Origin of the sequence: Methanocella sp. MCL-LM (assembly GCF_049676595.1) — an archaeon.
Taxonomy (GTDB): domain Archaea; phylum Halobacteriota; class Methanocellia; order Methanocellales; family Methanocellaceae; genus Methanocella_A.
This window is the reverse complement of sequence record NZ_CP187259.1, coordinates 1802918-1828655: the sequence shown is the minus strand read 5'-3', so window position 1 is coordinate 1828655 and position 25738 is coordinate 1802918. Positions and strand designations below refer to the sequence as shown.

At 56.6% G+C, this 25738-nt stretch carries 23 protein-coding genes and 1 pseudogene; 16 read left to right on the top strand and 8 right to left on the bottom strand.

Annotation, left to right across the window (positions count from 1 at the left end):
- Nucleotides 1-44: 44 nt before the first annotated feature.
- Complete coding sequence (locus tag ACPLPM_RS09330) at nucleotides 45-1190, bottom strand: pyridoxal-phosphate-dependent aminotransferase family protein (RefSeq protein WP_424356513.1); 1146 nt, start codon at nucleotides 1188-1190, stop codon at nucleotides 45-47.
- A 151-nt stretch (nucleotides 1191-1341) separates the two neighbouring features.
- Here ACPLPM_RS09330 and ACPLPM_RS09325 point away from each other — a divergent pair, with 151 nt between their 5' ends.
- From ACPLPM_RS09325 to ACPLPM_RS09300, 6 genes and pseudogenes are all read left to right on the top strand, one after another.
- The gene (locus tag ACPLPM_RS09325) at nucleotides 1342-1776 is read left to right on the top strand and encodes a sirohydrochlorin chelatase (RefSeq protein WP_424356512.1); all 435 of its coding nucleotides are present in this window, start codon (nucleotides 1342-1344) and stop codon (nucleotides 1774-1776) included.
- 27 nt (nucleotides 1777-1803) lie between these two features.
- Nucleotides 1804-2361: a CbiX/SirB N-terminal domain-containing protein gene (locus ACPLPM_RS09320; RefSeq protein WP_424356511.1), complete on the top strand. Its 558-nt coding sequence runs from the start codon at nucleotides 1804-1806 to the stop codon at nucleotides 2359-2361.
- A gap of 77 nt (nucleotides 2362-2438) precedes the next feature.
- The gene (locus tag ACPLPM_RS09315; protein ID WP_424356510.1) at nucleotides 2439-2645 is read left to right on the top strand and encodes a hypothetical protein; all 207 of its coding nucleotides are present in this window, start codon (nucleotides 2439-2441) and stop codon (nucleotides 2643-2645) included.
- Nucleotides 2642-3154: pseudogene (locus tag ACPLPM_RS09310) on the top strand (DUF362 domain-containing protein); the annotation flags it as partial. The gene ACPLPM_RS09315 and the pseudogene ACPLPM_RS09310, both read left to right, overlap by 4 nt.
- Before the next feature lie 133 nt (nucleotides 3155-3287).
- Entirely contained in the window at nucleotides 3288-3833 is a 546-nt protein-coding gene (locus tag ACPLPM_RS09305) for a hypothetical protein (protein WP_424360052.1), read from the top strand.
- A 150-nt stretch (nucleotides 3834-3983) separates the two neighbouring features.
- Nucleotides 3984-4664: a metal-dependent hydrolase gene (locus tag ACPLPM_RS09300; RefSeq protein WP_424356509.1), complete on the top strand. Its 681-nt coding sequence runs from the start codon at nucleotides 3984-3986 to the stop codon at nucleotides 4662-4664.
- A 30-nt stretch (nucleotides 4665-4694) separates the two neighbouring features.
- On the opposite strand, the gene ACPLPM_RS09295 is transcribed toward ACPLPM_RS09300, so the two are convergent.
- Both ACPLPM_RS09295 and ACPLPM_RS09290 read right to left on the bottom strand, forming a co-directional pair.
- Nucleotides 4695-6257, bottom strand: a complete 1563-nt coding sequence (locus ACPLPM_RS09295; protein WP_424356508.1) for a DUF4013 domain-containing protein — start codon at nucleotides 6255-6257, stop codon at nucleotides 4695-4697.
- Nucleotides 6258-6439: 182 nt separating this feature from the next.
- Nucleotides 6440-7318 (bottom strand): ion transporter, encoded by an 879-nt coding sequence (locus ACPLPM_RS09290; protein WP_424356507.1) that lies wholly within the window; start codon nucleotides 7316-7318, stop codon nucleotides 6440-6442.
- 242 nt (nucleotides 7319-7560) lie between these two features.
- On the opposite strand from ACPLPM_RS09290, the gene ercA reads away from it, so the two are divergent.
- Both ercA and ACPLPM_RS09280 read left to right on the top strand, forming a co-directional pair.
- Entirely contained in the window at nucleotides 7561-8727 is a 1167-nt protein-coding gene (gene ercA, locus ACPLPM_RS09285) for an alcohol dehydrogenase-like regulatory protein ErcA (protein ID WP_424356506.1), read from the top strand.
- Nucleotides 8711-9925, top strand: coding sequence for an ATP-binding protein (locus tag ACPLPM_RS09280; RefSeq protein ID WP_424356505.1), 1215 nt, complete (start codon nucleotides 8711-8713; stop codon nucleotides 9923-9925). The genes ercA and ACPLPM_RS09280 overlap by 17 nt, the downstream gene beginning before the upstream one ends.
- On the opposite strand, the gene ACPLPM_RS09275 is transcribed toward ACPLPM_RS09280, so the two are convergent.
- Complete coding sequence (locus ACPLPM_RS09275; RefSeq protein ID WP_424356504.1) at nucleotides 9926-10405, bottom strand: Lrp/AsnC family transcriptional regulator; 480 nt, start codon at nucleotides 10403-10405, stop codon at nucleotides 9926-9928.
- Between the two features lie 216 nt (nucleotides 10406-10621).
- Between ACPLPM_RS09275 and ahcY the strand changes: the two genes are divergently transcribed.
- The 5 genes from ahcY to ACPLPM_RS09250 all read left to right on the top strand — a co-directional run bounded on the left by ahcY (nucleotide 10622) and on the right by ACPLPM_RS09250 (nucleotide 15401).
- Complete coding sequence (ahcY, locus tag ACPLPM_RS09270; protein WP_424356503.1) at nucleotides 10622-11881, top strand: adenosylhomocysteinase; 1260 nt, start codon at nucleotides 10622-10624, stop codon at nucleotides 11879-11881.
- A 20-nt stretch (nucleotides 11882-11901) separates the two neighbouring features.
- Nucleotides 11902-12804, top strand: a complete 903-nt coding sequence (locus ACPLPM_RS09265) for a PfkB family carbohydrate kinase (protein ID WP_424356502.1) — start codon at nucleotides 11902-11904, stop codon at nucleotides 12802-12804.
- A gap of 153 nt (nucleotides 12805-12957) precedes the next feature.
- The gene (locus ACPLPM_RS09260) at nucleotides 12958-14049 is read left to right on the top strand and encodes a phosphotransferase family protein (protein WP_424356501.1); all 1092 of its coding nucleotides are present in this window, start codon (nucleotides 12958-12960) and stop codon (nucleotides 14047-14049) included.
- A 1-nt stretch (nucleotide 14050) separates the two neighbouring features.
- Nucleotides 14051-14602 (top strand): adenylyl-sulfate kinase, encoded by a 552-nt coding sequence (locus ACPLPM_RS09255; protein ID WP_424356500.1) that lies wholly within the window; start codon nucleotides 14051-14053, stop codon nucleotides 14600-14602.
- Nucleotides 14595-15401 carry an inositol monophosphatase family protein gene (locus tag ACPLPM_RS09250; RefSeq protein WP_424356499.1) on the top strand — a complete coding sequence of 269 codons (807 nt, stop codon included), beginning with the start codon at nucleotides 14595-14597 and terminating at the stop codon, nucleotides 15399-15401. Before ACPLPM_RS09255 ends, ACPLPM_RS09250 begins: the two co-directional genes overlap by 8 nt.
- Before the next feature lie 7 nt (nucleotides 15402-15408).
- Here the strand turns inward: ACPLPM_RS09250 and ACPLPM_RS09245 are convergent, their stop codons facing one another.
- Entirely contained in the window at nucleotides 15409-16131 is a 723-nt protein-coding gene (locus ACPLPM_RS09245; RefSeq protein WP_424356498.1) for a hypothetical protein, read from the bottom strand.
- A 278-nt stretch (nucleotides 16132-16409) separates the two neighbouring features.
- On the opposite strand from ACPLPM_RS09245, the gene ACPLPM_RS09240 reads away from it, so the two are divergent.
- Together ACPLPM_RS09240 and ACPLPM_RS09235 are read left to right on the top strand one after the other, a co-directional pair.
- Nucleotides 16410-17117, top strand: coding sequence for a dihydromethanopterin reductase (acceptor) (locus tag ACPLPM_RS09240; protein ID WP_424356497.1), 708 nt, complete (start codon nucleotides 16410-16412; stop codon nucleotides 17115-17117).
- Nucleotides 17118-17431: 314 nt separating this feature from the next.
- Complete coding sequence (locus tag ACPLPM_RS09235; protein ID WP_424356496.1) at nucleotides 17432-18175, top strand: phosphatase PAP2 family protein; 744 nt, start codon at nucleotides 17432-17434, stop codon at nucleotides 18173-18175.
- 22 nt (nucleotides 18176-18197) lie between these two features.
- Here ACPLPM_RS09235 and ACPLPM_RS09230 read toward each other — a convergent pair whose 3' ends face one another.
- From ACPLPM_RS09230 to ACPLPM_RS09220, 3 genes are all read right to left on the bottom strand, one after another.
- Entirely contained in the window at nucleotides 18198-19115 is a 918-nt protein-coding gene (locus tag ACPLPM_RS09230; protein WP_424356495.1) for a hypothetical protein, read from the bottom strand.
- Nucleotides 19116-19203: 88 nt separating this feature from the next.
- Nucleotides 19204-21837: a hypothetical protein gene (locus ACPLPM_RS09225; RefSeq protein ID WP_424359953.1), complete on the bottom strand. Its 2634-nt coding sequence runs from the start codon at nucleotides 21835-21837 to the stop codon at nucleotides 19204-19206.
- A gap of 213 nt (nucleotides 21838-22050) precedes the next feature.
- Entirely contained in the window at nucleotides 22051-24810 is a 2760-nt protein-coding gene (locus tag ACPLPM_RS09220) for a hypothetical protein (RefSeq protein WP_424359952.1), read from the bottom strand.
- Between the two features lie 640 nt (nucleotides 24811-25450).
- On the opposite strand from ACPLPM_RS09220, the gene ACPLPM_RS09215 reads away from it, so the two are divergent.
- Nucleotides 25451-25717 carry a hypothetical protein gene (locus ACPLPM_RS09215; RefSeq protein WP_424359951.1) on the top strand — a complete coding sequence of 89 codons (267 nt, stop codon included), beginning with the start codon at nucleotides 25451-25453 and terminating at the stop codon, nucleotides 25715-25717.
- Nucleotides 25718-25738 lie beyond the last annotated feature (21 nt).

Sequence of the window (25738 nt, the reverse complement as noted above, 5' to 3'; positions counted from 1 at the left end):
AAAACCCCTGGTCTCTCTGTCGGAAAACCTATGTTTTTCCGCTGTTAATTTTTATATACCTTTCTCAGGATCTCTACACCGGCGCCAGGCTTCTCGATAACCTTGAACTGCACCAGGGTCTCTTCGAGGGCCGTGAACGTGCGGATGAGATCGTCGCCGGTGAAGGCGTTCATGCTCGGGATGCGGAAGATCTTGCCGTCCAGCCTGTCCTGGCCGCCCGAGATGGTGACACCATACTTGGACTTGATTGTGCCGCGGAGGTCCTTGTCGGTGATGCCGGCCGGGGTCTTGATGGCCGTCACAGTGTTCGAGAGGACCGTGTACTTGTCTGTGACAGGGTAGAGCTCCAGGCCCAGCGCCTTAGCGGCTGCCCGTATTGCCTCTGCACCCTGCTTGTGCCGGGCTGCGCGGTTGGCCATGCCTTCTTCCATGATCATCTTCATGGCTTCCTGCATGCCGAAGAAGAGCGTTATAGCCGGGGTGTACGGCGTCTCTGCCTTGCCTTCCTTCTCGGCCGACTTCCGGTACTTCTTGAGGTCCAGGTAGTAGGGCGGGTTCTTGACCATGTTATCCCACGCCTTCTGGCTGACCGAGATCGGGGCCAGACCAGAAGGAGCGCCCAGGCTCTTCTGGGAGCCGGTGACCATGACGTCGACTCCCCACTTGTCTACCTCTACGATGTCGCCACCGCTCGAGGTGATGGTGTCCAGGACGAAGAGCGCGTTGTACTTCTTCGCGAGCTTACCGATCTCTTCCGCAGGGTTCTTGACACCTGCAGAAGTTTCGTTGTGCACCATGGAGATGACCTTGGTCGGCGCCTTAGCGAGAGCATCCTCGACCCTGGCGAGGTCGATCGGCGTGCCCCACTCGAACTCCAGGCTTTCGACCTGGCCGTAGCGCTGGCCGATGTCCCTGAACCGCTCCCCAAACTTACCGTTTACGATGGAGACCATCCTGTCGCCCTTGACTAAGTTAGAGATGGCGGCTTCCATCGCGGCCGAACCGGAGCCGGAGATGATGAAAGTGTCATTATTAGTGTTGATGATCTCCTTGACGGTGTTCCGGCACTCGTCGTAGATCGCAGAAAATGCCTTGTCCCTGTGGCTGATCATCTGCCTCGACATCGCCTGCAGCACCCGGGGGTGGAGCATGACGGGTCCCGGTATCATGAGTAACGGTTCGTTTGCCATTTATATTCTCCATAGATAGGTATGTCTTTTACAATTTTTAATGGATATATTACTTTCGGACTTTAGGCAAGAATTATAGCCTCAAGCCTTTCCGGTGCAAGATTTTATATTCAGAAGCTTCCGATTAGAGTTGATAAGCGGCGGTTAAGACATGGCGACCAATACAGGCATCCTCATCGTACAGCACGGCGACTTTCCCTTCGACTTCATCGAGAAGCACCGGGAAATGTACGAACGCATTGAAGGAATAATGGAGCACCTGAGCGAGGAGTCAAGAAAGCTGACCCATACGCCCGAGAATGATCCGCACGGTGCTGATACTGAGAAGCTGGCCGGAGTCATAAGGGCTGCCGGATATGATGTGGAGATCGGCTATCTCGACTTTTCGCTGCCCACAATTGCCGATGCTACCAGGAGACTCGTTACCAGGGGACACAAAAAGATCGTCTATGCCTGCGCCCCCGGCCTGATGATGCGCAGCTCCCACAGCCTGCTGGACGTGCCGAATGATACTGCAGGGAGATCAAAGCTGAAAATTCGGGCATCGAGATGCTCTACGCAAAGCCGGGCATGCCGTTCGAGCTGATTGTCCGGGCGTTCGCGAAGAAGGTCAATGCCGCTGCCGGGGCTTCGGTCGAGAAGGGAGCAGGTCAGCCTGAAGGCCATCCATCCCGGAGCCGGTGTTGTGCTGATCGCGCACGGCGACGTGCCTCACGACTTTATCATCAGGAACGTAGGAGTGATGGCTGATGCCGAAACCCACGCCCACAAATGGTCTGAGATGGTGAAGGACTGGCCAAGGTCCGAGGAAAATGACCCGAACTACTACGATACCATCGTCCTGAAGGTAAAGCTCAGGGAGATGTTCTGGCCGACACCGGTAGAGGTGGGCTATCTGGAGTTCGCTTCGCCGTCCATAGATGAAGCCTTCGGAAAGCTGCTCGCAGCCGGGGCAAAGAAGGTCGTGTTCTGCGGCGGCACCGGCTTCTTCGACAGGAGCTCGCACACGTTGATTGACATACCCGAGGCCATCGAGAAGCTGAAAGCCGGGCACCCGGAAATAGAAATGATCTACGCTTATCCGGACGTTGATCTGGTGATGAGCGAACTCGCCAGGGCGGTCGTCTTCAAGGTGGAGCAGGCGATCGACGGAAATGTGCTGCCATTATAAGTTATAGCTGCCGGGCCTCCCGGCCTCGTTTTTTACCTTGACAATATTAATATAAAAATCCCCCCTACCCGGTTACTATGACCGAGTCTTACCCCCAGGTCTGCGTGGATTGCGGGCGACCGATCGATATTACCATTAAGTGCGAAAGCTGCGGTAAAGTACTCTGTCCTTTCGACGTTAGAGTTCTCGATGAATACGAAACGCTTTGCCAGGAGTGCTACGAAGGCCTGACCTTCCAGTACAGGGCAAGGTCGTGCGATGTAGGGAGGCCTGTTAAGAAATGAAGTTCGACGTTGTTGCGGTCAGTCTCGATTCTGGCTCGCTGGGGGCTACGGCTTACGATAATACGCTGCAGGCGCTGAAAACGCTGGAAGCCGACGGGCAGATGGATAAGCTCAAACTTGGCGGGACCGTGATGGTCAAGCCTAATTTTACCCAGCCGCCGAACCCGTCGCTGAAGTTCGGCCCGCGCCATTCGGATCTTACTATTCATAACCACGTGTGTACTGACCCGTATACGATCAAGGCAGCCTGTGACTTCGTGATCGATCACGGGGGGAAACCCCTGATCTCCGAGGGCACCAAGTGGCCCGGGGGCACGAAAGGCGTCTACCTGCAGACGGGGTGCGAGCCGCTGCTCGAAGGCAGCAAAGCAGTGCTGTTTGATACCAACACCGTGACGCCGGAACAGAGGGTGAAGACAAAGCCGGCGAAGGTCTGGCTGGAGGAGTTTGCGGAGCCGGAAGTGCATGAGATCTTCGGCCAGGTCGACGTCATCCTGAACCTGGCCAAGCTGAAGTGCCACAGCAACGCCCTGGTGACAGGGGCGATCAAGAACATGTACGGCTGCGCTGGAGCCATCCCAGCGCCGGGCGGAGGGCCATTTCTGCGCCGACCCACTGTGGACCAGGATCTCCCGGCGCAGGATGTGCGAAGGCTACAAAAAGCTGTGCGAGACCTTTGTCCAGGTCCACAGCGGCATCCTGAACACTTTCAAAGCGGACGAAATCTGCGTCATCGAAGGCGTGATCTCAGGCGAGGGAGACGGGCCGCTGTTCCAGCCCGCCACGCCAAGGCAGGAGAACGTCGTGCTGGCCTCGGTCAACAACCCGGCCACCATCGACGCGGCGGAGAGCTTCTACGTTGGGTATTCCCCAGAATTCCTGCGCAACTTCGCCCAGTATGCTCTGCATGAGATGAACTTTGCCGCAGACGACGAGCTCCTCGACTCCTACGGACAGCAGTACTTCCTGAAGCTGGCCGAAGAGTCAGGCATGGGCAAAATCAGGGACTTCAGCGCATACGTAATCAGCCCCCAGGCTTCGGAGATCATGCCGGGCAACATGCTCGGCCTGATGCGCCGGGGAGACGTGTTCACTCTCCCGACCTTCGTCAGGTATGCGGCGAATACCCCGCTGTTCGACAGGGTGCCGGAGCCGGATTACGAGTTCAAGGTGGAAGCGCCGGCGTAAGCCTTGCATAAGCTCTGGTGAACGATGACGATCGCTGCACAGCGCAGCGATCGTTTTGTTGGTACGATTACAGTGGCATAGCCCGGTTATTACCTTTATATATTATCACAGTCATATTTAAATTACAGTCTAAACCGGCGGTTGGAACTCATGAGGATAATCTGGCACGGCCATTCGGCTTTCGAGCTGCAGGATAGCCTGACGACACTGATAGACCCGTTCATCCTGGGGAACGTGATGTGCGATGTAGGGCTGGAGGATCTGAAGCCTGACGTGATCGCCGTCACCCACGGGCACTCGGATCACCTCGGAGATACGGTTACCCTGGCCCAGCAGACGGGCTGTAAGGTAATAGCTGTCAACGAGATTGCCAAGTACTTGCAGTCTAAAGGTATCGACGCCCTGGGAGCTAATATCGGCGGAAGCATCGAGATCGAGAATACCCGGTACACGCTGGTGCCTGCCCAGCATTCAAACGGCATCGATGAGGCGGGGTTCGGCTGGGATGCGGGCAGCCCGGCCGGCTGGGTGGTCAGCGACTCGAGCGTGGCCTACCATGCAGGCGACACAGGCCTGTTCAGCGACATGGCCCTGATCCACGAAATGTACCAGCCCAAAGCGGTCATGTTACCCATCGGCGGCCGGTTTACCATGGACATCAACCAGGCGCTGATGGCGGTCAGGATGCTGAAACCCCAGTTAGTCCTCCCCATGCATTACAATACTTTCGACGTGATCAAGGCAGACGTCGGCAAGTTCCAGCGCATGGTGGAAGACCAGACAGACGCAGAAGTAGTCATTCTGGAGCCCGGCGACTTCATAGACGTTTAAAATTAGAGATACGCAGGCCAGTGCTTCCTTTTATTTTCTCACCAGGGCATTACTCAATCCCCCGGATAGTACCGTCTTACGGATGCCGCCGGTTGTAACCATATTCTCGTAAGATTCTCCCCGGATATACGCGTTAGTGGCGAAGCCCACGAAGGTCAGCCAGGGGACCATGACCACGAAAAGGCCGGGCACTGCCAGGACTAAGCCTGCCAGCCCGGTGGTCAGCATGTTGTTGAAGATCATTTCCGGGTAAGTGAAAATCCACCGGAGCACTGCAAAGGGGTTTAAGGAGCTCAGCAGTTTGCCGGTTACCACGTACCTAAGCCAGGCGTTGTTGAAGAAGACGCCGAAGATGAAGCCGTGAATGATCGTGGGCAGCACCAGGCCGAGGTTGTTAGCTGCAAGCCAGTTTACCGTGCCGGAGAAATCGGTGATCATGGCGCCGATGCCGGGCAGGTTAAACAAGGGCGACGTCACCCAGAACAGCAGCCCGGTCAGCGCGAGGTATTCCAGGCCGATGAGGGACACTTTCAGGCCGTCGAAGGCCATTTCGCGCTTCCGGTCAAAGGGCGGAAGCTTGCTATTTCCCTTCATAACTTCACGGAGGCACCGGCTCAGGTAGCCGAAGAGCAGCGGGAAGCCCACCAGCGCATAAGATAGCATGACCGAAATGCCGCCCCAGAAGACCAGGTCCATATCTGATAAGGAGTATTTTAACGACTTTATTGAGCATTCTACTCTGCCGAGCAGGTACTGGAGAGTCAGGCGTGCCGCATCGCCCAAATTTTGTAGCAAGCCGGGACGGGAGCTATTGCCAGAAGAGCAAGGCACTGAACATTGCTTGAGACTGTTGAACAGGCGAGTCGTCGACCGGGTAATAAAGGCAACTACCGGGTCACCACGTTTCGTCCATTGATCGTATGATCTCGCATTTACTGCGGCGAACCCGGCCATGCAGGCAAACAGTGCCCAGGGTAAGGTAAAGATCAGTACGCCAGGGATGGCGAGCAATATTAAGGTAATGCAGGCCATTACCGCCGAGCGAAGTACCAGGGCCGGGCGGAGAACGATCCACCCCATGACTGCGAGAGGGTTCATGGCGGAAAAAACCCGGCCGTTTACCGCGTACATTATCCATGCGGTGCAGAAGAACAGAAGGAAGATTGCTAGCAATAGTGCGGCTGGCGTGCCCGGGTGCATGGCCATGGCAGCTTCCCGGGTAAGCTCTCCCCTGAGCGCCATCGCTTGAGAGTGGGTAAACAAGCCGGACAGGGAACGCAGGGTAATGTCGCAGGCGATGACTGTCAGCAGAAAGTACTCGATGCCCAGAAAACTGATCTTCATGCCTTCGAGATAGGTTGAAGTTAGCCGGGTGAACGCGGGCAGCCGGTTCTGGCCGGAGAGCTGCTCCCGGATACACAGCGTGATGTAGCCCAGTAGTAATGGTAAACCGATCAGTGCCACAGAAGTAATGACGAGAAGTCCGCCGATTAGCAGCTGCCGCAGGTCTGACAGAGCGTACTTTACGGAGCCTGTGACATCCCCGGCTAAGCTGGATACGAACGCTCTGGGCGACCGGGGAACATGCAACATAATCCCTTATGAGAACTGTTGGGATATATGTTCTTTTTGAAGCCGCCCGGATATCGTACAATCGCAGGGAAATTATTAGGTACCGGCATTTTAACTCCGGGCGTTTTCAGGCAGAGCTAAAGACACTGTGAAAAAATGTACAGGTGATCCCCGGCTGGCTCAGCTACAATAGAATCGATGCTTTACCGCTTCGACCTTTCATCCGCCTGTTTCACGATAATGACAGGCGCTTCCGCTCCTGCCTTTTCCGGAGGATGGGTGAGGTTCTTGCCGCAGTGGGGGCATATTACCACAGTTTTAGCCGCTTTTTGCCGGTTCAGCTCCTCCATGAAGCCTGAGCTGATCAGCCCTGCCGGGAGAGCGAACATGGCGATGCCGAATACCGCAGTTAACGCTCCGAAGAACCTGCCTACCGGGGTGATCGGGTATACATCGCCGTAGCCGACTGTCAGCAGGGTGATGATGGACCACCACATGGTGGCGATGATGCTGGAGAACTTATCCGGCTGCGCTTCAAACTCTGCATAGTATACCAGAGTAGAGGAGATGATCAGTAGTATGGCGCCTACGAACAACGTGATGGAAAGCTCGGCTTTCCGCTCGTTGATGACCCGGATGATGGTGTCCACTGCATCGGTATACCTGGCCAGCTTCAGCAGGCGGAAGACCCGGAAGATCCGCAAAAGCCTGAGGACCCTGAGGTTTACCGGTATGAACATGGGCAGGTAGAAGGGAATAATCGCCAGCAGATCGATCAAGGCCATGAGCGAAGTCATGTAGCGCAGCCTTCCGAGTACTGGCCGGGAGTATTCGGCATACTCTGTACAGACCCACACCCGGAGCAGGTATTCGATGGAGAATACAGCTACAGAGAATACTTCGAAAGCCTGGAAATAGCCTGCGTAGACATCGTAAATACCGGCTTCCGTTTCAAGGATAATCGCGGCTACATTAGTCAGGATAAGCACGATGATAAACACGTTGACACATTTGCCGATCAGACCGCTGTCGTCGCCACCCTCAAGTATCTGATATACCCTATGCTTCAACTTGTGGTACATACGTACCCGTCACCTCTGGATAACCCTGTAAACCATTATCCCCGAACAATATATTTGTTACCGTCGCCGGTACCCGATCAATCGGCTGCTTGCACAGCTAAGCATAGATGATGAAAACGAGAGAGATTACTTACCAGCGGCCCGTAACAGCCAGTTTATTTTTCGGTACCGGTTCGCCGGATTAAACGGAACATTGTTTTTATTTATATATTAATAATATGATATACGTACGTGATAAGCTTATGACTCATCCTGATAGCTACGAGCTGAGGAAATTTGTGTCGCCCGAATTTGTTTTCGGAAGCGGTGCGCTACACCTGGCCGGGCGGTATGCAAAAAATTTTGGGGCGAACAAGGTATTCGTGGTCAGCGATAAAAACGTGATCGACGCCGGATGGACTGAGAAAGTCATTGAGTCTCTTGAAGAAGAAGACCTGTCGTGCACAGTCTTTTCTAATGTCACGCCTAACCCGAGGGCGGAAGAGGTCATGCAGGGGGTCGACCTGTATAAGAGAGAGGACTGCGACGTGATCGTTGCAGTCGGGGGTGGCAGCCCGATCGACTGTGCCAAAGGGATCGGCATCGTGAGCACCAATGGCAGGAATGTCATGGAATTCGAGGGAGTAGACCAGATACCGGTGCCCGGGCCTCCTCTGATCTGCATTCCGACAACGGCGGGCTCGTCTGCCGATGTTTCGCAGTTTGCGATCATCACCGAGGTCTCCACACACAGAAAAGCGGCTCTGGTAAGCAAGATGCTGGTACCGGACACTTCCCTGATCGACCCCGACACGACCGTTACCATGCCCAAAAATCTGACGGCGAATACCGGCCTGGACGCGTTGACCCACTCTATCGAAGCGTACGTGTCCAACGCGAGCTCCCCGATTACCGATCTCTTTGCCCTTAACGCAGTCAGCCTGATAACGCCCAATTTACCGGAAGTGATCCGGAACCCCGATAACAAGGAGTACCGGGGAAAAATGATGCTGGGCAGCCTGGAAGCAGGACTGGCCTTCTCCAACGCCAGCCTGGGGGCGACTCACGCTATGGCCCACAGCCTCGGCGGAGTAGAAGACCTGCCCCACGGCGAAAGCAATTCTCTTCTCCTGAGGCATGTGATGGAGTTTAACTACGATACCGTTCCGCAGAGGTACGAGAGAATAGGTGAAGCGATGGGCCTCAACCTGGCGGGGCTGGACCATACCGGGAAAAAAACAGTAGTTCTCGAGGCGGTGGCAAGTCTGATCGAGGCTTGCGGCAGGAAAGAAACGCTGGGCCAGCTCGGAGTGAGGCAGGAGCATTTACCCGAGCTAGCCCGGCAGGCCTTAAAAGATGCCTGCATGGTGACCAACCCAAGGCCGATGAGCCTGAAAGACGTGGAGACGATCTATGAAAGAGCACTATAACCCGTTGGACGAATCACAGAGGCTGCGGGACAAGATCATTGGGCTGGGGGAGCGATCGTACAGGAAAAGCTATTATCCGGAGCTCCAGCAGAAGCTGGCAGACCTGGAGAGGTTCAAAACGTTACTGGACCAGATCAGCGATGCGATCTTTTTGATCGACCTGCCCACTAAGCGGATAGCGGACGTAAACCATTCCGCCTCCGCCCAGACGGGCTACTCTATCGACGAGCTGAGGCAGATGACATTGAACGATCTCATCCACGATAGAGATAGTGAGCTGAGAAAGCTCTTCTCAGGTGAAATCAGCTCGCTGGTCGTGGAAACTAAGCTGGCCCGGAAAGACCACCTGAACGTTACCTATGAAATCAGCCTGCGCAGGGTTAAGTTTAAGACCACTACTTACATCATCGCCGTCTCCAGGGACATCACCGCCAGAAAGGAGTCGGAAAGGGAGCTGCTGATAGCCAACACTCAGGCAGAGCTGTACCTCGACCTGATGGGGCACGATATTAATAACATGAACCAGGCAGCGATGGGTTTTCTGGAGCTGGCGCTGGAGAGGCTGCAAGACGTGTGCCCCATGAGTAAGGAAGACGAGCAGCTCATCAACCAGGCGATCGAGGACCTGAAAAACAGCTCCATGCTCATCGATAACGTGAGAAAGCTCAGAAAGGCGAGGGCCGGGTCGTACAAGCCCGCCGAGATAAACCTGGCCGAAATGCTGAGAAATATCAAGGATACTACGCCCGAAACCCCGGGGAGGGAGGTGCAGATCACCCTGGACCTGGCAGGCGAATGCCGGGTCTGTGCCAGCGACATGCTCCAGGACGTTTTCACCAACATCGTCGGCAATGCCATCCGGCACTCCACCGGCTCAATCACGGTAGGCATTAAGCTCAAAACGGAGGAGATCGACGGGACAGAATATTGCAGCATAGCGATCGAGGATAACGGGCCGGGGATTCCGGATGAAGTGAAGCCGGGCCTTTTTGACATAAGGCAGCGAGGAAAGGCCAGGGTTTCCGGCAAAGGGCTGGGGCTCTACATCGTCAAAACGCTCGTCGACGACTTCGAGGGGCAGGTGTGGGTGGAGAACAGGGTACCCGGTGACTATACTAAAGGCAGCCGCTTTGTCATACTTATTCCTTCTGCAAAGGAAACGGAGGGGAAAGAGGCCTGTGTACAATCCTCGCCATGACTATTTTTCGAACGGCACCCAGTCTTCAGGGCTCTTGTAAAAGTTAAGCACTACGTGGCTCTTGCTGTCTTTAAGCATCGGGCCCATATTCAGCCGGATCCGGCTGATGTAAGACTCGTACTCCCGCACGTCTTTGAAGGCGAGCAGCAGCATCGCATCCCATTCCCCGGTCACCGATACGTCCATGATGACGTGAGGATCATCCTTGAGCGTATCGATGAAGTTCTTGATCGTCGCCTGGTCGGTCACGTCGAGCTTCAGGAACAGGATAAAAAAGGAACTAAGGCCGATTTTTTCCATCTCGACCACCGCCCGGTAGCCTTTGATAATACCGTCTTTCTCCATCCGGCGGATGCGGGAGGCTACCGTCTGCCGGGTTATCCCGCACTCTGCGGCGATCTCTACGTGGGGGGTGCGGCCGTCCCTGGCCAGGGCGGAAAGTATCTTCTTATCGATGTCGTCCGGGATATTGGCATTCATAGCAGTTTTACACGAAGTTAAATACTGGAGCATTGATACACGGTGATCCAGACCTCGCGTTAAATCTCCACTACAAAGATCATCCTGCAACAATATAATTCTTTTGCATTATGTTAAGTACATGGTATAATCATGTAACATGAAGAAAAATCTATATACCATTTTGAGTCATTATGTAAATAAAAATTACTGATTACTTTACTTTATGGTGATATAATGGCAAAAGATTATGCAGTAAAAGACATTAGCCTTGCACAGCAAGGCATGGACCGAATAGAGTGGGCACGCAGGCACATGCCGGTGCTGAACCTGATCAAGGCCGAGTTCGAGAAGAAGAAGCCGCTGAAGGGCGTCAACGTCATCGCCTGCCTGCACGTGACCGTGGAGACAGCCAACCTCATCGACACCCTGCTGGCCGGCGGCGCCAACGTGGCGCTCACCGCATCCAACCCGCTCTCGACCCAGGACGACGTGGCCGCAGCGCTCGCGAAGAAGGGCGTCAAGGTATACGCCATCCGCGGCGAAGATGAAAAGACGTACTACGAGCACATCGAGGCAGCCCTCAAGATCAAGCCCAACGTGACGCTGGACGACGGCGCAGATGTGATCGCCACTGTGCACAGCAAGCACAAGGAATACCTGAAGGAGATCTACGGCGGCTGCGAAGAGACCACCACCGGCGTTATCAGGCTCCGGGCAATGGCTGCTGACAAGGCGCTGAAGTACCCCGTGGTCGCGGTCAACGACGCCGAGACCAAGATGATGTTCGACAACCGCTACGGCACCGGCCAGAGCACCCTACACGGCATCCTGAACGCCACCAACATCCTGCTCGCCGGCAAGACCGTAGTCGTCGTCGGCTACGGCTGGTGCGGCAGAGGCGTCGCAGCCAGGGCAAAGGGCATGGGAGCCAACGTCATCGTCGTGGAAATCCAGCCCCGCAAGGCACTGGAAGCGGCCATGGACGGCTTCTGGGTAATGGACATGAACGAGGCTGCCAAGCTCGGCGACCTGTTCATCACCGTCACCGGCGACATCAACGTCATCCGCAAGGAGCACTTCCAGTCCATGAAGGACCAGGCCATCGTCTGCAACTCCGGCCACTTCAACGTCGAGCTGGACCTGCCCGCGCTCAAGAAGATGTCGAAGAAGGTATCGACTGTCAAGACCGACGTCGAAGAATACCTGCTCAAGGACGGCCGCAGGATCTACGTCCTGGGCGAAGGCCGCCTCGTGAACCTGGCCTGTGCCTTCGGCCACCCGCCCGAGGTAATGGACATGAGCTTCGCCAACCAGGCGCTGTCCGTGAAATACATCGTCGAGAATTACAAGAAGCTCAAGAAGGAAGTCTACAAAGTGCCCGAAGACATCGACAACCGCGTCGCGAAGCTCAAGCTGGAGTCCATGGGCATCAAGCTCGAGAAGCTCACTGCGGAGCAGGAAAAGTACCTGAGCTCCTGGAACATGGGCACATAAGCCTCTACGGGTGAAAATACATGGTGGATGTCATCATGGTCGGCACTGTGGCGCTGGACACAGTGCGCACACCTTTCGGCCTCGCCGAGGAGACGCTGGGCGGCTCTGCCGTCTACGCCTCCGTCGCCGCGAGCCTGTTCGCCAGCGTAGGCCTGGTAGGCGTAGTGGGTAAAGACTTCCCGCAGAAGCACGTGGATTTCCTGAGAACCAAGGGCGTCGACATGGCGGGCCTGGAAACACTGGACGGGGATACGTTCAGGTGGAAGGGCTACTACGAGTACGACATGAACCAGGCGCACACTCAGGATACTCAGCTGAACGTGCTGTCCAGGTTCGACCCCGTGCTGCCCCCTGAATACCGGGACTGCAAGTACGTCTTCCTGGCCAATACCGACCCGGAGATCCAGATGCGGGTCTACGAGCAGATCAACAAGCCGAAGCTGGTCATGATGGACACCATGAACTTCTGGATCGACAGCAAAAAAGAAGCGCTGTCCAGGATGATCGAGAAGGTCGACGTCATGCTGACCAACGACGCCGAGGCCCGGCAGTTCTTCGGCACGCCCAGCCTGGTCAAAGCAGGTAAAGCGTTCCTCGAGATGGGGCCGAAAGCGGTCATCATCAAGAAGGGCGAGCATGGCGCGCTCATGTTCACCGAAGATCAGTGCTTCAGCGCTCCGGCCTACCCGCTGGAAAAGCTGACCGATCCGACAGGAGCAGGCGACTCGTTCGCGGGCGGCTTCATCGGCTGGCTGGCCAAGACCGACGACATATCTGCTCGCAACATGCGGAAGGCAGTCATCTTCGGCAGCACCATTGCTTCATACAATGCCGAGGCTTTCAGCCTGGACAAGCTGAAGTGTATCAACCGCGATGACGTCTTCAACAGGTACATGAGATTCCAGGACATTGCTTCTTTTTAAATGTAGCAGGGCTGTCGCTTCCTCGCCGGAGTGGTGGACAGCCCCGGCAACATTTCTTTTTCCTGCATGCGCTGCCGATTAAAGGCACTGGCAGACAGGAGTTCCAAGGCATACATTCATTTTCATGACCACTAATGTATTTCTGGAGAGATTATGGACGGCCAGATCGAGAAAGTGAGCGACTACCTGAACGGTCTGTTCGGGAAACCTGTCGAAGTCATACGGATCATCCCCCTGGGCGCCGAGCCCGGGGAGACCGAGCTGAAAGGATTCGGCTACGGCAAGCCGTACCTCATCGATTTTGTCTGCGAAGGCGAGCAGCGATCGGCCGTCCTGTCGTCCATGCGTGTGCAGAAAGGCTTCGGCCACGACCATTTTGCGGACAGGGCCGCGATCATGCTCTGGCAGAACGCTGCCTTCAACGTGCTGCCCAGACATGTACGATCTCTAGACGTCGGCTTTTTTACGAAATATGGCGGGCTGAAGAGCGCAGGAGATGCTGACGAGTTCTTCATCTTGATGGACAGGGTCAGCGGTATCGAGTATTACAGGGACCTGGACAGGATTGCGGAGTCAGGATATTTCAGCCAGTTAGACGTAGACAGAGCAAAAGCGCTGTCCGACAACCTCGTCTACGTTCATCAGCAGAAGCACGACGACCGGATTTTATGGGACCGCAGAATCAGGGAGCTGGTAGGCTCCGGCGAGTGCATTATGGGCCTGGTGGACAGCTACCCTGACGACTTTGAGTTTTACGGCAGGGACCGCTTCGAGCGCCTGGAGAAAGAATGCGTCCGGTGGCGGTGGAAGCTCAGGCCTAAATACCAGCGCCTGTCAGTCGTCCACGGCGACTACCACCCGTGGAACATCATGTTCCGGAACGGAGTCGATTACACCCTGCTCGATCGCAGCCGGGGCGAGTATGGTGAGCCGGCAGACGATGTCTCGTGCCTGAGCCTGAACTACCTTTTCTACAGCCTGCGCAAATACGGCCGGCTGGAAGGCGAGTTCAAGCAGCTCTACGACACGTTCATGGAGAACTACCTGATCCAGACGGGAGACTTCGAGATGCTAAAACTCATCCAGCCGTTCTACGTTTTCAGGGCGCTGGTAGTGGCCAGCCCCCTGTGGTATCCGGGCCTGACGCCGGAGGTACGCATCAAGCTCTTCAACTTCATCGACAACGTGATCGCCGCCGAAGAATTCGACTACAAGGACGTCAACCAGTACCTGAAGGAGAGGTAAGGTGGCCTGGGCAGTCTGGTTCACGGGGCTGCCGGGCAGCGGCAAGACTACTGTGGCAAGGGAAACTGAAAAACAGCTCGCGTCCGCAGGCATCCGGGTAAGGCGCCTGGAGCTGGACCAGATCAGGAAAGTGATCACCCCTGAGCCTAAGTACACCGAGGAAGAGCGCCGGATGGCGTATGCTGCGCTGGCCTATATGGCAAAGCTGCTGACTGACGAGGGCATTAACGTCCTGATCGACGCCACGGGAAACCTGCGCCAGTACCGTGAAGTGGCCCGGCGCCTGATACCAGACTACGCGGAGGTGTATGTCCGGTGCCCCATGGACCTGAGCATGGAGCGGGAAGCCCATCGGAAGGCGAGCCATGCCCCCCGGAACATCTACGAGAAAGGAAAGACCGGCAAGAGCCAGACAGTGCCCGGACTTAACGTCCCCTACGAGGAACCCCTCGAGCCCCTCGTGATCGTGGACACGTCGAAGAAGTTGCCGGAAGAATCCGGCAAGCAGGCATCCGAGGCGATACTCAAAAAGTTAGGAGGCAGTCATGGATGACTTAGCCCTGGTCCGCCGGATGGCTGAGCAGGTCCGAGATGCCACTGCAGATTATGCCACGGGGCACGAAGATTATGCAGATATTATCAAGCACCGGCCCGGAGACGTGACCCGGAGGATAGACCTGGCGGCGGAGGAAGCGCTCGACCAGGCGGTTTTTAGAGAAGGCCTCAAAGCCAGAATCGTTTCCGAGGAGATCGGCGAGCGCATCGTGCCAGCCGGTACTGTGCCAGAGCTGACCCTGCTGTGCGATCCGGTTGACGGCTCCAACAACTTCATCTCGGGCATTTCTTATTACTGCACGACGCTGGCGCTCTCCCGCAAACCAGATGGAGCCACCTTTGCAGACATCGATGCCGCGGCGGTTTCCAGCCCGCACATGGGCACATTCTATGCGGCAAAGGGCAAAGGTGCGTTTCTGAACGGCAGGCCGATTAAGGCCGGGCGGACGGGTTATAAGCCCATCTATTCGATATACGTGTACGGGTCTGGCACGATACCTGGAGGGCTCATAACGCTGCAGGAGAAAGACTGCATTGTCAGGACCATGGGCAGCATAGCGCTGGACATCTGCATGGTTGCCCGGGGCTCCTTCGATGCCGTGATCGACACCAGAAACAAGGTCAGCGGCTACGATGTGATGGCTGCCGGGCGTATCCTGCGGGAAGCCGGCGGGAACTTTTTGCTACTGCACGGCCAAAATATCGAGGATATGCCGCTGGATGCGACCGGGCTGTCGATCATAGGAGCGGCTGAAGAGGTAATCAGAGATAAGATCCTCCGGGATATAGAGCTGTAAGGATGGTTTACGGGTTCTGAAGAGGGAAACCCCATTTCTGCTGCACTCTGGCCCGCTCCTTCTCGAACTCCCGCGGGTCATCCTCGAGCTGCCGGATTTTCCGGTATCCTGCCGCCACAGCTTCTCTAGCCAGCGTAGAAGTCAGAGGCCAGAACCGGTCGTCATCCACACGGGAGAACTCTTCTGAAAAAATCTCGCAGACTACATCCAGCGTACCATAAGTACAGCTGATCAAAGAAAATTTGTTGGCCACCGCATCCCCGAAGGCCATGGCAAATAGTCTGCTCTTAAATCCAAGCTTCCGGGCGGCCAGCTCACACAGTTTCGACATTGTATCGTGAATGCTTTTCCGAATGTCTTCCTTATCCCAGGCGAGAGGTTTAGTGTGATATAGCCTCCGGTGATCGAGCACTTCGGCGGCAGATATCGGGACCGGGCCTTCGGCTGCCTCGTGGGCTTCCCACTCGATGACCACGTCGTCCCACGGCATTTCCCCGATGTCGGCCACCCCGGAAAAGAGCAACCGTAGATCACGCCATAGCTCGGTTACAGTCTCCTTTACAGCGGGCTCTACATCGGGCCGGACCATGAAAACCAGCCGGCCATCCTCAACGGCGGACTCAAGCATCGCCGGGAAGCCGTCAAGCTCTTCGTACTCGGCTGGGAGAGATATGCCTACAGAGTCATCCAGCCGGGTAATGCGTACTCTCGCCGTGTCGAAGATTCTCATGCTGATAAGAGTTGGAAGGCTATTGATATAACGGATATTCACGTTGGGAGCGGGGACGCGCTTTAGAGCAGCCATGCAGTTACTGGCTCATCGTACGCTGCGCTGTGCCAGCCTTACTATTCCCCGGATACTCGTAAACAGTTGTCTCTATGCCCGCAGCGTTCGTCTGCTATCTCACGCCACATAAGCAACCAGAAATGGGGCGTTTTTCAATTGTGCCGAACCCAATAAAGTTATTATCTATCACACGCAGTAATGATCACCTTCGAAGGAGAACCATGAAAAAGCTGCGCATCGCCTGGGGCATCACCGGCGCAGGGCATTATCTGCGGGAATCTTATGCGGTGATGGGAGAGCTGAAAAGGGACGGCCACTCTGTCACTACTTTTGTTTCCCGGGCGGGTGAAGAAGTCTCAAGGATGTACGGGCTTTTCGACGATCTGAAGGTAATATCGGACGGCACGTACCTGAACGAGATCTTTCTCGATTCGGCCCAGGGTGCGAGCTTCCCAAAGATCGGCAGGTTCAACCTGAAACGCTACGATCTGTTCGTCCTCTCCCCGGCGACCTCCAATACCGTGGCTAAGATCGTCTTCGGTATCGCGGATACGCTGGTGACAAATTGTGCCGCGCAGGCGATGAAAAGCGACGTGCCTTGCTTTATAGTGCCGGTGGACCAGGAGAGCGATGTCGTCTCCGAGCTGCCCTACACGATCGACCGGGCGAAGTGCCAGAACTGCGCTGATTGTCCGCCGAGAGCAGCCTGCCCGAACGAGGCCATCCACGGCCAGATCGACCTGCTCAAGTGCCAGGGTTGCGGCAGCTGTGTAGAGCTATGTCAGCACGAAGCGATCTCGGGTGGCGACCCGGTGCCGCTGACCATCCGCAGCGTCGATGCCAGAAATACGAGAATGCTGGCGGAAATGGAGCACGTGCAGGTTATGAACAGGCCAAAGCTGCTGCTCGAAGCCATAAGAAGATTTTGATGCCGATTATGATAGTCCTGAATGACTATAAGTCGACGTCCCTGTAAAAAAACGAATGTAGTTTGGTGAAGCTATCATATCCATTGAATACAGGGACGCCATTGCCTGGTATATAACCGATAGCAGCGAGTGCTATCGGAAGTAGGATACTACTTTCCGACATATAAACGTTTCTATGATTGTTCATGTTGTTATAACCTGTTGCTGCTTCAGGGCATCCGATTAAGCGGGAAAAACTATTATGGGCAGGCATCGTTTAACCATTGATCACCGGATTGATACATGCCTGAGCTCAGAAATGCAGGAGGCCTTGAATGATCGACTTGAACCCTGTGGACCAGTATATGCTCGAAGTGATCAACAGAAATGAGATCCCCGGGTTCGACGGCTTTTTCAGGGTATTCACCCACCTGGGCAGCGCGGCCTTCTGCCTGTTTGTCTTCACCCTTTACTTTCTGGCGGGCAAGCAGAAGCTGGTAGCTGCGATTTTTATTATAGCGCTGCTGTTCGGGACGGTGATAAACGAAGATATCAAAAATATCGTGCAGCGGGATCGCCCGGAAGGAGCCGTTGTCGGCATAGCTCTTACGCCGGTGAACTACTCGTTCCCGAGCCAGCATGCCCAGACCGCATTCATGATTGCGGCGCTCGCCGCAGTGTACTTTGGCATAAAATATAGACTGATCGTGTATATTTTTGCAATCCTGGTCGCCGTCAGCAGGATGTACCTCGGCGTACATTACCTTACAGATGTCGCTGCCGGTGCTGTGAGTGGCATCATCATCGCTGAGCTGGTAATGCTGGCCGCGTATCTGAACGGGCTGACAAAAGACACGGGTATAATAGGATATGTAGCCAGCCTTGCAGGCCTCAGGCCTCCGACATATCCTGCCCCGGGCAGCCAGATGCTGGTAGGGCTTATCATTTTGTTTGCAGGGATAGGGATTTCATCCATCGCCATGCTGACTGGCCAGTACGCCGTATCGCTGGTGTTTATCGCCCTGGTATACCTGTGGATACTTGAACTACCCTTTGTTTATGCAGTTTATAAAGGATAACGATGGGGGGCTCGGCGGCGTTTTATAGAGGCAGCCTAGCTGCAAGCTCATCCAGCTCATCGATGATGCGCTCTGGTGTATAAGCAGTCAGTTCATCCGGCAGGTCAGCGTTAAGCATATCCATGGTCAGCGGTACTGAAACACCTTGCACGGTTGTGCCATCAGCCATGTCCAGACATCCGACAGGGACCGGGCACAGCTTCCCGGGCAACGTGGGTTCGGCATTGATTAAAACTACCCCTCTGCGACGCCCGGTACCACCGGCGATCTTACCACCTGAGTTCGCCGCTGCAAGATCGATCCACCGGTCGACCATAGTACGTCCCTTGCCCGTGTACTCGAGATGGCTTCGATAGAAGGAGGCTGGCTGCGGTTCGCTGGTAAAGAGCATCACTTGAAACGAGCTGCCGGTCCAGTAGACAAACGGTTCTCCCCGGAACAGCTCCCGATAACCGGGATCAGAGATAGCAGCACTGGTAAATGCTTTTACTGCCGCGAGCGCACCGGATGGCGTCGAGCCGACGCTGCGCTCGATCTGGAAGACAGCCCTGTCGATCTCTCTGCCAGGCCCGAGCCGGTTAACAGAGTAATAGAAGCCAACGTACCTCCGCTGCGGGAAATACTGCCACACCAGCTGCTGCTCAGGCGACAGCCTGGCTCTGGCCGCATCCAGATTACGATACTGTTCCCTGGCCTGTATAAACTGCGGAGTGACGGCTTCGGACAGCTGCCGGATATGGAGCGGCGGCGCCGTCTGCCCTGTGATGATCACTGATCTGATACGGCCGTGTGGCGTCCAGATCCGGGAAGCGAGCTCCCTCCCGTGCAAGAAACCAGTGAGCTTTGCGGCAATTTTCCCATAGTAGGGAAGTACGTCCAGCTCCCCGTAAGGCCTGAGCACGTCGCCCGAGAGATCAATCAACCCCGCCTGTTCACTCATACATAACGATCAGGGCTTCGGTTTCAAAAAGGCTCCCCAAAAAGAATAGGCGTGGCATAAAAATTTATGCCATGCTCTACACTACTAGTTATTTCTTCATTGTCGTCTTCTCGGTCTGCCTGCCGGTGGTGGAAGGAGTCGGCTGCACCTTAGGCTGAGATTTTGTAGGTGCAGACTGCTTCTGCACAGAAGCAGGCTGCTTCTGCACCGGAGCGGACTGCTTCTGCACCGGAGCGGACTGCTTCTGCACCGGAGCGGACTGCTTCTGCACCGGAGTAGACTGCACCAGAGGTTCAGACACCGCAGGAGTTTTCCCTGAAGATGCTGGCTGCTTCTGAGGATTCTGTGCAACAGGGGCAGACTGCGTCTTCGGCTGCGTTACCGCAGGAGTCACCGGCTCTGCAGAAGTCTGTTTCTGCACAGGAGCAGACTGTGCTTTAGGAGTAGACACGGCAGGAGTCTTTTGAGAAGTCACCGGCTGTGTCTGAGTGCTCTGCTGGACAGTCGGAGCCGACTGTTTCGGCTGCTGAGCTTGCTGCGTAGCAGGCTGCGCCTGTATGGTCGCCTTCGGCGCAGATGCGGCCGGACTCTGCTGTCCAACCGTAGCAGGAGTCACGGTCTTATCGCTGCCCTGAGTAGTTTTGACCGGGATGGCCCCGGTTGTCGGAGCCATCTTTGCGCCCGTAGAAGCCGGAGCATGGACTTTATCAGATGCAGCAGCCGCCGGCTGTTGGGATGCAGGCACACTTGTCGGCTTAGCGACCCCGGTGGCAGCCGGCCCTGATACCTGAGAGCCTGGTGCCTGGGGCTGTCCGGCCGGTGCTGTTTTCGCAGCCGGGGAAGCAGCTGCTTTACCATGTGGCGAAGCAGTTGGCGTTGCAGCTACGGGCTGTCCGGCTTTCACGTCTGCCGGCTGTTTCACGGCTGTGACGGGAGAGGTAACATCAGTACCCGGCACTGGTGTTGCCCCGGTTTTACCGGAAGTGGTAGCCGGAGATACTGTCTTCGGCTCGGTCACGGCAGGCTGTTTGCCCGTTATATCCTGAGTGGCCGGACGGGTTACCGGCGATGCGGTAGCCTTGCCCGGCTTATCAGCAGGCGCGGTTGTGCCGGCTGCCTTAGGCGCAGCCTTAGTTGAGGCAGGAGCTTTTACTGTGCCTTTTCCGCCCTTTTTGACAGCTGCATCCCCTGCCTGCTTCGAAATGACCGCAGGCTCTGCCCCGGTCTGCTTCGCGGTCTGCGCTGCATCCAGAGCGGCTCTCGCGCCTTCCGTACCGATCTCGGGTGCGGTAGCGATCTTCTGGGCCGCTACTACGGGATCGCCGTTCGACGCCGCTGCGGCGGCAGAAGCAGCAGAGGCAGCGATGCCACCCCAGTCGGCTCCGCCCGAGTCTGCGGCAGCCGCGGCAGAAGCAGCAGCTGATGCACCGGGTGTCTTTACCGAGGAGGCGATGGCGTCAGTCACAGAGGCAACGTCGGCACCCGATGCTGCGGCAGCCGCGGCAGCCGCAGCAGCGGCAGCACCGCCGCGGTCGGCACCGGCAGAAGCTGCAGCAGAGGCGGCAGTAGCAGCAGCCGATGCACCGGCAGCCCCACCGGATGCAGAGGCGGCAGCCGAAGCCGCGGCGGCTACATCAGAGCCGGAAGCCGCGGCAGCTGCGGCAGCAGCCGAAGCGGCAACACCTCCGGGGCCTACGCCTGCCGAGGCGGCAGCCGAAGCCGCGGCAGCCGCCGCGCCGCCACCGCCGGAGATATAGGGCGACAAGCCGTTAATCAAGGGCATGACGTCTCCGCCGTAAGCTGCGGCAGTTGCGACTGCCGCTGCAATCGAGAACTGGTTCTGGTAGATGTACGGCGAGAAGGTATTCAGGAAGTAGGTCTGCGGAATGTAATATGGCTGGTAGTAAACTGGGGCTACCAGAATCGCGATTGGCACGAACACTGGAACGAACACCACAGGTGTCACGACCACAGGTGCCGCGTATACGACGGGCAAAACGCTGGTGTAAGCTCCCGCCGTATAGCTATTATAGTACCCGTACAGGCTGTCCGCAAACTCCGAAAAGACAGGGACGCTCATACGGTAGGTCATCGTATCGATGACAAGCTGCATAGGCTGCTGCAGGGAGTAGCTATTCTGCTGACCGTCCGGTGCGACGATCGAGATGCTGTCGACCATGAAGACGACCTGGTTCCCGTCAGTACCCTGGTAGGTTCCGTCCAGGTCTATGACGAAAATCTTCTCGTTAGTCCGGAGCGCCGTATACAGGTTGGATTTATCGATCGTGCCCGCGCTGCCAATCGAAGATGCGAGGGTAGACATGTCTACCTGGATCGTGTTCTTCGACCGGTCCATGACACCCATGAGCGGGTTCTTCAGCGTGTATACAGTACACTCTGATGAATAAGGATTCGACAGAGCGATACCCACGACCTGGAAGTAGAGCCGGTCCTGGTCCTGAGAAACCAGGTAAGTAGCCAGGCTGATCTGATTCTGGCCGGCTACGAATCCCTGGAATCCCTCCAGCCCGGGTATTGAGAGAGGCGATATACCGCCGGCACCGCCGGACGGGCTATATCCGCCCGTTAATCCCTGCGCAAAGACTGCAGGGCTGAATAAAGAGCAGATAAGCACAATGGCTGACATTGTGCAAACCACGCCGATAGGCGTGACCACGCTTGCTGGCGTGACCAGATGATCTAAAGACAGATCCAATTTCATCCCCCGTGGCATAACATGTTATCCGAAATAATATAGTATACAAGCAGATTTGAGCACAATTACCAACGATTGGACATATTTTGTAAAACAAAGGTATTTGATGGCTTAGTTTTCTGTTTTAGGCGCTTTTTACAGGAGATACAACACCAGTAAAAGTAAGGATAGCTAAATAAGAAAAGAGTAAAGCCGGTGGGACTCCACCGGCCTCAAATTTTATCGTCTTCTCAGGCTGCCGGAGGACCCGCCGCCGGAGACAGATGGCGCACTACGTACACTTGACGGGCTGCTCATCCTCTGGGCTGGCTGGGCAAACTGCGCCCCTCCCCCGGATGGGGCACTAATCCTCTGAGCAGGCTGCGAAATCTGCCTGCTGGCAGGCTGAGCAAACTGCTGACCCGCACCAGAAGGAGCACTGATCCTCTGAGCAGGCTGGGCAAACTGAGCCCCTCCACGCATGCTTGAAGGTGTACTTACTCTCTGAGGCTGAGCGATCTGTGGAGCACCACCAGCCCCGGATGGAGCACTAATCCTCTGAGCAGGCTGCGCAAACTGAGCTCCTCCACCAGAAGGAGCACTAATCCTCTGAGCAGGCTGCTGGGCAATTTGCCTGCTGGCAGGCTGAGCAAACTGCTGACCCGCACCAGTAGGAGCACTAATCCTCTGAGCAGGCTGCTGGGCAAACTGCTGGCCCGCACCCGAAGGAGTAGTTACCCTACCAGCCGGAGGCTGGGCAAATTGCTGGCCCGCACCAGTAGGAGCACTAATCCTCTGAGCAGGCTGCTGGGCAAACTGCTGACCCGCACCGGATGGTGGAGTAACCCTACCAGCGGGTTGTGCGATCTGCTGGCCCGCACCCGAAGGAGTAGTTACCCTACCAGCAGGCCCTGCGATCTGACCTGCAGGCCCGGAAGGCGTCGTAATCCTGCCTGCACCCGGCTCAGTAATCTGAGCTCCGCCAGGACCGCCAGGCGGAGTAACCCTACCAGCAGGCCCTGCGATCTGACCTGCAGGCCCGCCCGGTGTTGTAATTCTGCCAGTACCCGGCTCAGTAATCTGCGCACCACCAGGTCCTGTCGGTGTGGTCAGTCTGCCACCCGGCCCGGCAATCTGACCAGCCGGTCCGCCCGGAGTAGTCACCCTGCCATCAGGCCCGGTAACTTGAGCACCGCCCGGACCGGTCGGCGTAGTTACCCTGCCACCCGGCCCGGCAATCTGACCAGCAGGCCCTGCACCACTCCTGATCCTCTCAGGCAGGTTGCTGGCGAACTGCTGCGGAGTTATACCCTGTTGTCTGGACTGCTGTGCGGCCTGCAACACCTGTTGTGCGCCGGCGCTGCCTCCAAATTCTCTGGACTGTGTCAACGACTGTGCTGCGCGTACCGGGTCGCCGCCGCCACTGGCCGCCGCAGCAGCCGCAGCAGCTGCAGCCGCAGCTCCTGGATCATTTCCTGCAGCCGAAGCTGCCGCCGCAGCAGCAGCCGCAGCTTGTGATGCACCTGGGCCGCCACCTGCAGCCGCTGCCGCCGCACTGGCCGCCGCAGCCGCGTTTCCTCCGCTGGCTGCTGCCGCCGCAGCCGCAGCAGCCGCAGCTGATCCACCTGCACCTGCTCCACCGGCAGAAGCTGCTGCCGCCGCAGCAGCAGCCGCAGATGCTCCACCGGCACCGCCGACGGCCGAACTTGCCGCAGCAGCTGCCGCAGCCGCGTCGCCGCCTCCGGCAGCCGCAGCCGCAGCCGCCGCAGCCGCAGCTACACCGCCGGAACCTACTCCGGCAGCTGAAGCTGCACTGGCCGCACTCGCTACACCTGAAGCTCCACCGGCACCGCCCAGTGCTGTGGATGCTGCCGCCGCAGCCGCAGCCGCACTACCGCCACCAGCCGCAGCAGCTGTTGCTGCCGCCGCAGCCGCAGCCGCTCCCGGCCCTCCGGCAGAAGCTGCACTGGCCGCAGCAGCCGCAGCCGCTGCTCCACCGGCACCACCCAGGGCAGTCGAGGTCGCACTGGCCGCAGCAGCCGCGTTACCGCCACCGGCAGCCGCCGCCGCAGCAGCCGCCACCGCCGCTGCTGCTCCCGGCCCTGCACCATTGGATGCCGCCGCCGCAGCCGCAGCCGCAGCCGCAGAAGCTCCACCGGCTCCACCGGATGCCGCCGCAGCCGCAGAAGCTGCCGCCGCAACGTTACCACCACTGGATGCTGCCGCCGCAGCAGCCGCAGCAGCCGCTACACCACCAGGGCCAGCTCCGCTGGATGCTGCCGCAGCAGCCGCAGCAGCCGCAGCTCCGCCACCGCCGGATACCGCAGATGCAACTGCAGAAGCAGCAGCAACCGCATTACCGCCAAATGCCGCGGCAGAGGCAGCAGCCGCAGCTACTGCATACTGGTTCACGAAGATCGACGGAGTAAAGAAACTAGTTACATACGCACCTGGGAACGCGAATGCGTAGGGTATGGGTGCCACAATGATGGGAATAGGCACCAGTAATGGCACGAAGATCGGCGGCGTGATCAGAATCGGACCGCCGAAGACTACCGGCCCCAGGACGGAATAGGGAGTTGTGAAGAAGGTGCCGAATACGTCAAAGACCTGTGGGAAGGCCACCATGAAGATACGGTAGGACATCGCGTCGATGACAAGCTGCGTGGGCTGCTGCATCTGGAAGACCCGTGCATTACCATCGGGCGTCACCATGCGAACAGCGTTGACGTTGAAGATCGTTTGCAGGCCCTGGGTACCGGCGTAGTTCATGTTCAGCTCTACGATCATTATACTCGGGTCTACCCGGAGCACCTCGTATATGCGGGTACTGTCGACGACGCCTGCGGACCCGACGGCCACCGCGATGTTCGACAGATCGATCTGCATAGCGTTCCGGGACGGATCAGCTACACCCAGGATAGGTGCCTTTAGCGCGTAAGCGACAGCTTGTCCGGATACCGGGTTTGAGACGGTAAAGCCGACCACCTGGAAATACATCTGGCTACCCTGCTGACGAACAGGCTGGATAGCGAGGCTTAATACATTTTCACCTGTGGAAAAACCTTGCAGGCCTTCGAGGCCCTGAATGGTCAGTCCACCGTACTGCCCGGCACCGGTATAACCCCCGGAATAAATGGGCTGGCTTTGTGCTATGCCAGTAAACTGGGTAGCACATAAAACCGTGATAAGGACGCATAACACTGAAGTTATGCTTATGCATCTTTGTTTGTTCAAGACTCCACCCCCATGTTAACACTGAACTGAAAAACGAAGTGTAACGATAATACATTTAAGGCGTTCTCGAGCGAATTTTGACGAAAATTACCCAATTATCTAATATTTTCGTATTATAAAGCATATATTAGATTGTTTTACGGTTATTTCAGATATCTAACCGCAATATGGTAAAAACGGTAATAATTTACACTGCTTGTCAATATTAAAGCTTATTAAATATAGCATCCTGCCCCGGGTGCCAGAAACCTTCTTTATATTTACTCAGGCAAAACTGAAAAAGAAATGCCGATGGAAATTCCATCGGCCAGGTTTAGATATTTTACCTTCGCAGGCCACCACCCATGCCGCCTAAACCGGCAGGCTGGCTAAACTGCCGGACAGGCTGCTGGAAAGCCTGCTGTTGCAACGGCTGCTGGAAAGCCTGTTGTCCCAGCGGCCTCACCGGCTGCTGGAAGGTCTGCTGTTGCAACGGCTGGAACTGTTGCTGACCAAATTGCCTGGCAGGCTGCTGGAACTGCTGCTGTTGCACCGGCTGCTGGAACCGTTGTCCGGCCGGCTGTTGCAACGGCTGCTGGAACTGTTGTCCGGCCGGCTGTTGCACCGGCTGCCTGAAGGGCTGCTGTCCAGCGTGCTGACCTATCTGTTGCTGTCCGGTCTGCTGTTGTAGTGGCTGCCTCGCAGTCTGCTG

What these genes read in the sequence shown, in the direction of transcription:
- ACPLPM_RS09235 (WP_424356496.1), top strand. Translation starts at nt 17,432, where the DNA reads ATGATCGACTTGAACCCTGTGGACCAGTATATGCTCGAAGTGATCAAC.
- ACPLPM_RS09265 (WP_424356502.1), top strand. Translation starts at nt 11,902, where the DNA reads ATGGTGGATGTCATCATGGTCGGCACTGTGGCGCTGGACACAGTGCGC.
- ACPLPM_RS09330 (WP_424356513.1), bottom strand. Translation starts at nt 1,190, where the DNA reads ATGGCAAACGAACCGTTACTCATGATACCGGGACCCGTCATGCTCCAC.
- ACPLPM_RS09240 (WP_424356497.1), top strand. Translation starts at nt 16,410, where the DNA reads ATGAAAAAGCTGCGCATCGCCTGGGGCATCACCGGCGCAGGGCATTAT.
- ACPLPM_RS09320 (WP_424356511.1), top strand. Translation starts at nt 1,804, where the DNA reads ATGCCGCTGCCGGGGCTTCGGTCGAGAAGGGAGCAGGTCAGCCTGAAG.
- ACPLPM_RS09275 (WP_424356504.1), bottom strand. Translation starts at nt 10,405, where the DNA reads ATGAATGCCAATATCCCGGACGACATCGATAAGAAGATACTTTCCGCC.
- ACPLPM_RS09280 (WP_424356505.1), top strand. Translation starts at nt 8,711, where the DNA reads ATGAAAGAGCACTATAACCCGTTGGACGAATCACAGAGGCTGCGGGAC.
- ACPLPM_RS09315 (WP_424356510.1), top strand. Translation starts at nt 2,439, where the DNA reads ATGACCGAGTCTTACCCCCAGGTCTGCGTGGATTGCGGGCGACCGATC.
- ACPLPM_RS09250 (WP_424356499.1), top strand. Translation starts at nt 14,595, where the DNA reads ATGGATGACTTAGCCCTGGTCCGCCGGATGGCTGAGCAGGTCCGAGAT.
- ACPLPM_RS09260 (WP_424356501.1), top strand. Translation starts at nt 12,958, where the DNA reads ATGGACGGCCAGATCGAGAAAGTGAGCGACTACCTGAACGGTCTGTTC.
- ACPLPM_RS09245 (WP_424356498.1), bottom strand. Translation starts at nt 16,131, where the DNA reads ATGAGAATCTTCGACACGGCGAGAGTACGCATTACCCGGCTGGATGAC.
- ahcY (WP_424356503.1), top strand. Translation starts at nt 10,622, where the DNA reads ATGGCAAAAGATTATGCAGTAAAAGACATTAGCCTTGCACAGCAAGGC.
- ACPLPM_RS09220 (WP_424359952.1), bottom strand. Translation starts at nt 24,810, where the DNA reads ATGTATTTCCAGGTGGTCGGCTTTACCGTCTCAAACCCGGTATCCGGA.
- ercA (WP_424356506.1), top strand. Translation starts at nt 7,561, where the DNA reads ATGACTCATCCTGATAGCTACGAGCTGAGGAAATTTGTGTCGCCCGAA.
- ACPLPM_RS09230 (WP_424356495.1), bottom strand. Translation starts at nt 19,115, where the DNA reads ATGAGTGAACAGGCGGGGTTGATTGATCTCTCGGGCGACGTGCTCAGG.
- ACPLPM_RS09225 (WP_424359953.1), bottom strand. Translation starts at nt 21,837, where the DNA reads ATGAAATTGGATCTGTCTTTAGATCATCTGGTCACGCCAGCAAGCGTG.
- ACPLPM_RS09290 (WP_424356507.1), bottom strand. Translation starts at nt 7,318, where the DNA reads ATGTACCACAAGTTGAAGCATAGGGTATATCAGATACTTGAGGGTGGC.
- ACPLPM_RS09295 (WP_424356508.1), bottom strand. Translation starts at nt 6,257, where the DNA reads ATGTTGCATGTTCCCCGGTCGCCCAGAGCGTTCGTATCCAGCTTAGCC.
- ACPLPM_RS09300 (WP_424356509.1), top strand. Translation starts at nt 3,984, where the DNA reads ATGAGGATAATCTGGCACGGCCATTCGGCTTTCGAGCTGCAGGATAGC.
- ACPLPM_RS09325 (WP_424356512.1), top strand. Translation starts at nt 1,342, where the DNA reads ATGGCGACCAATACAGGCATCCTCATCGTACAGCACGGCGACTTTCCC.
- ACPLPM_RS09305 (WP_424360052.1), top strand. Translation starts at nt 3,288, where the DNA reads ATGTGCGAAGGCTACAAAAAGCTGTGCGAGACCTTTGTCCAGGTCCAC.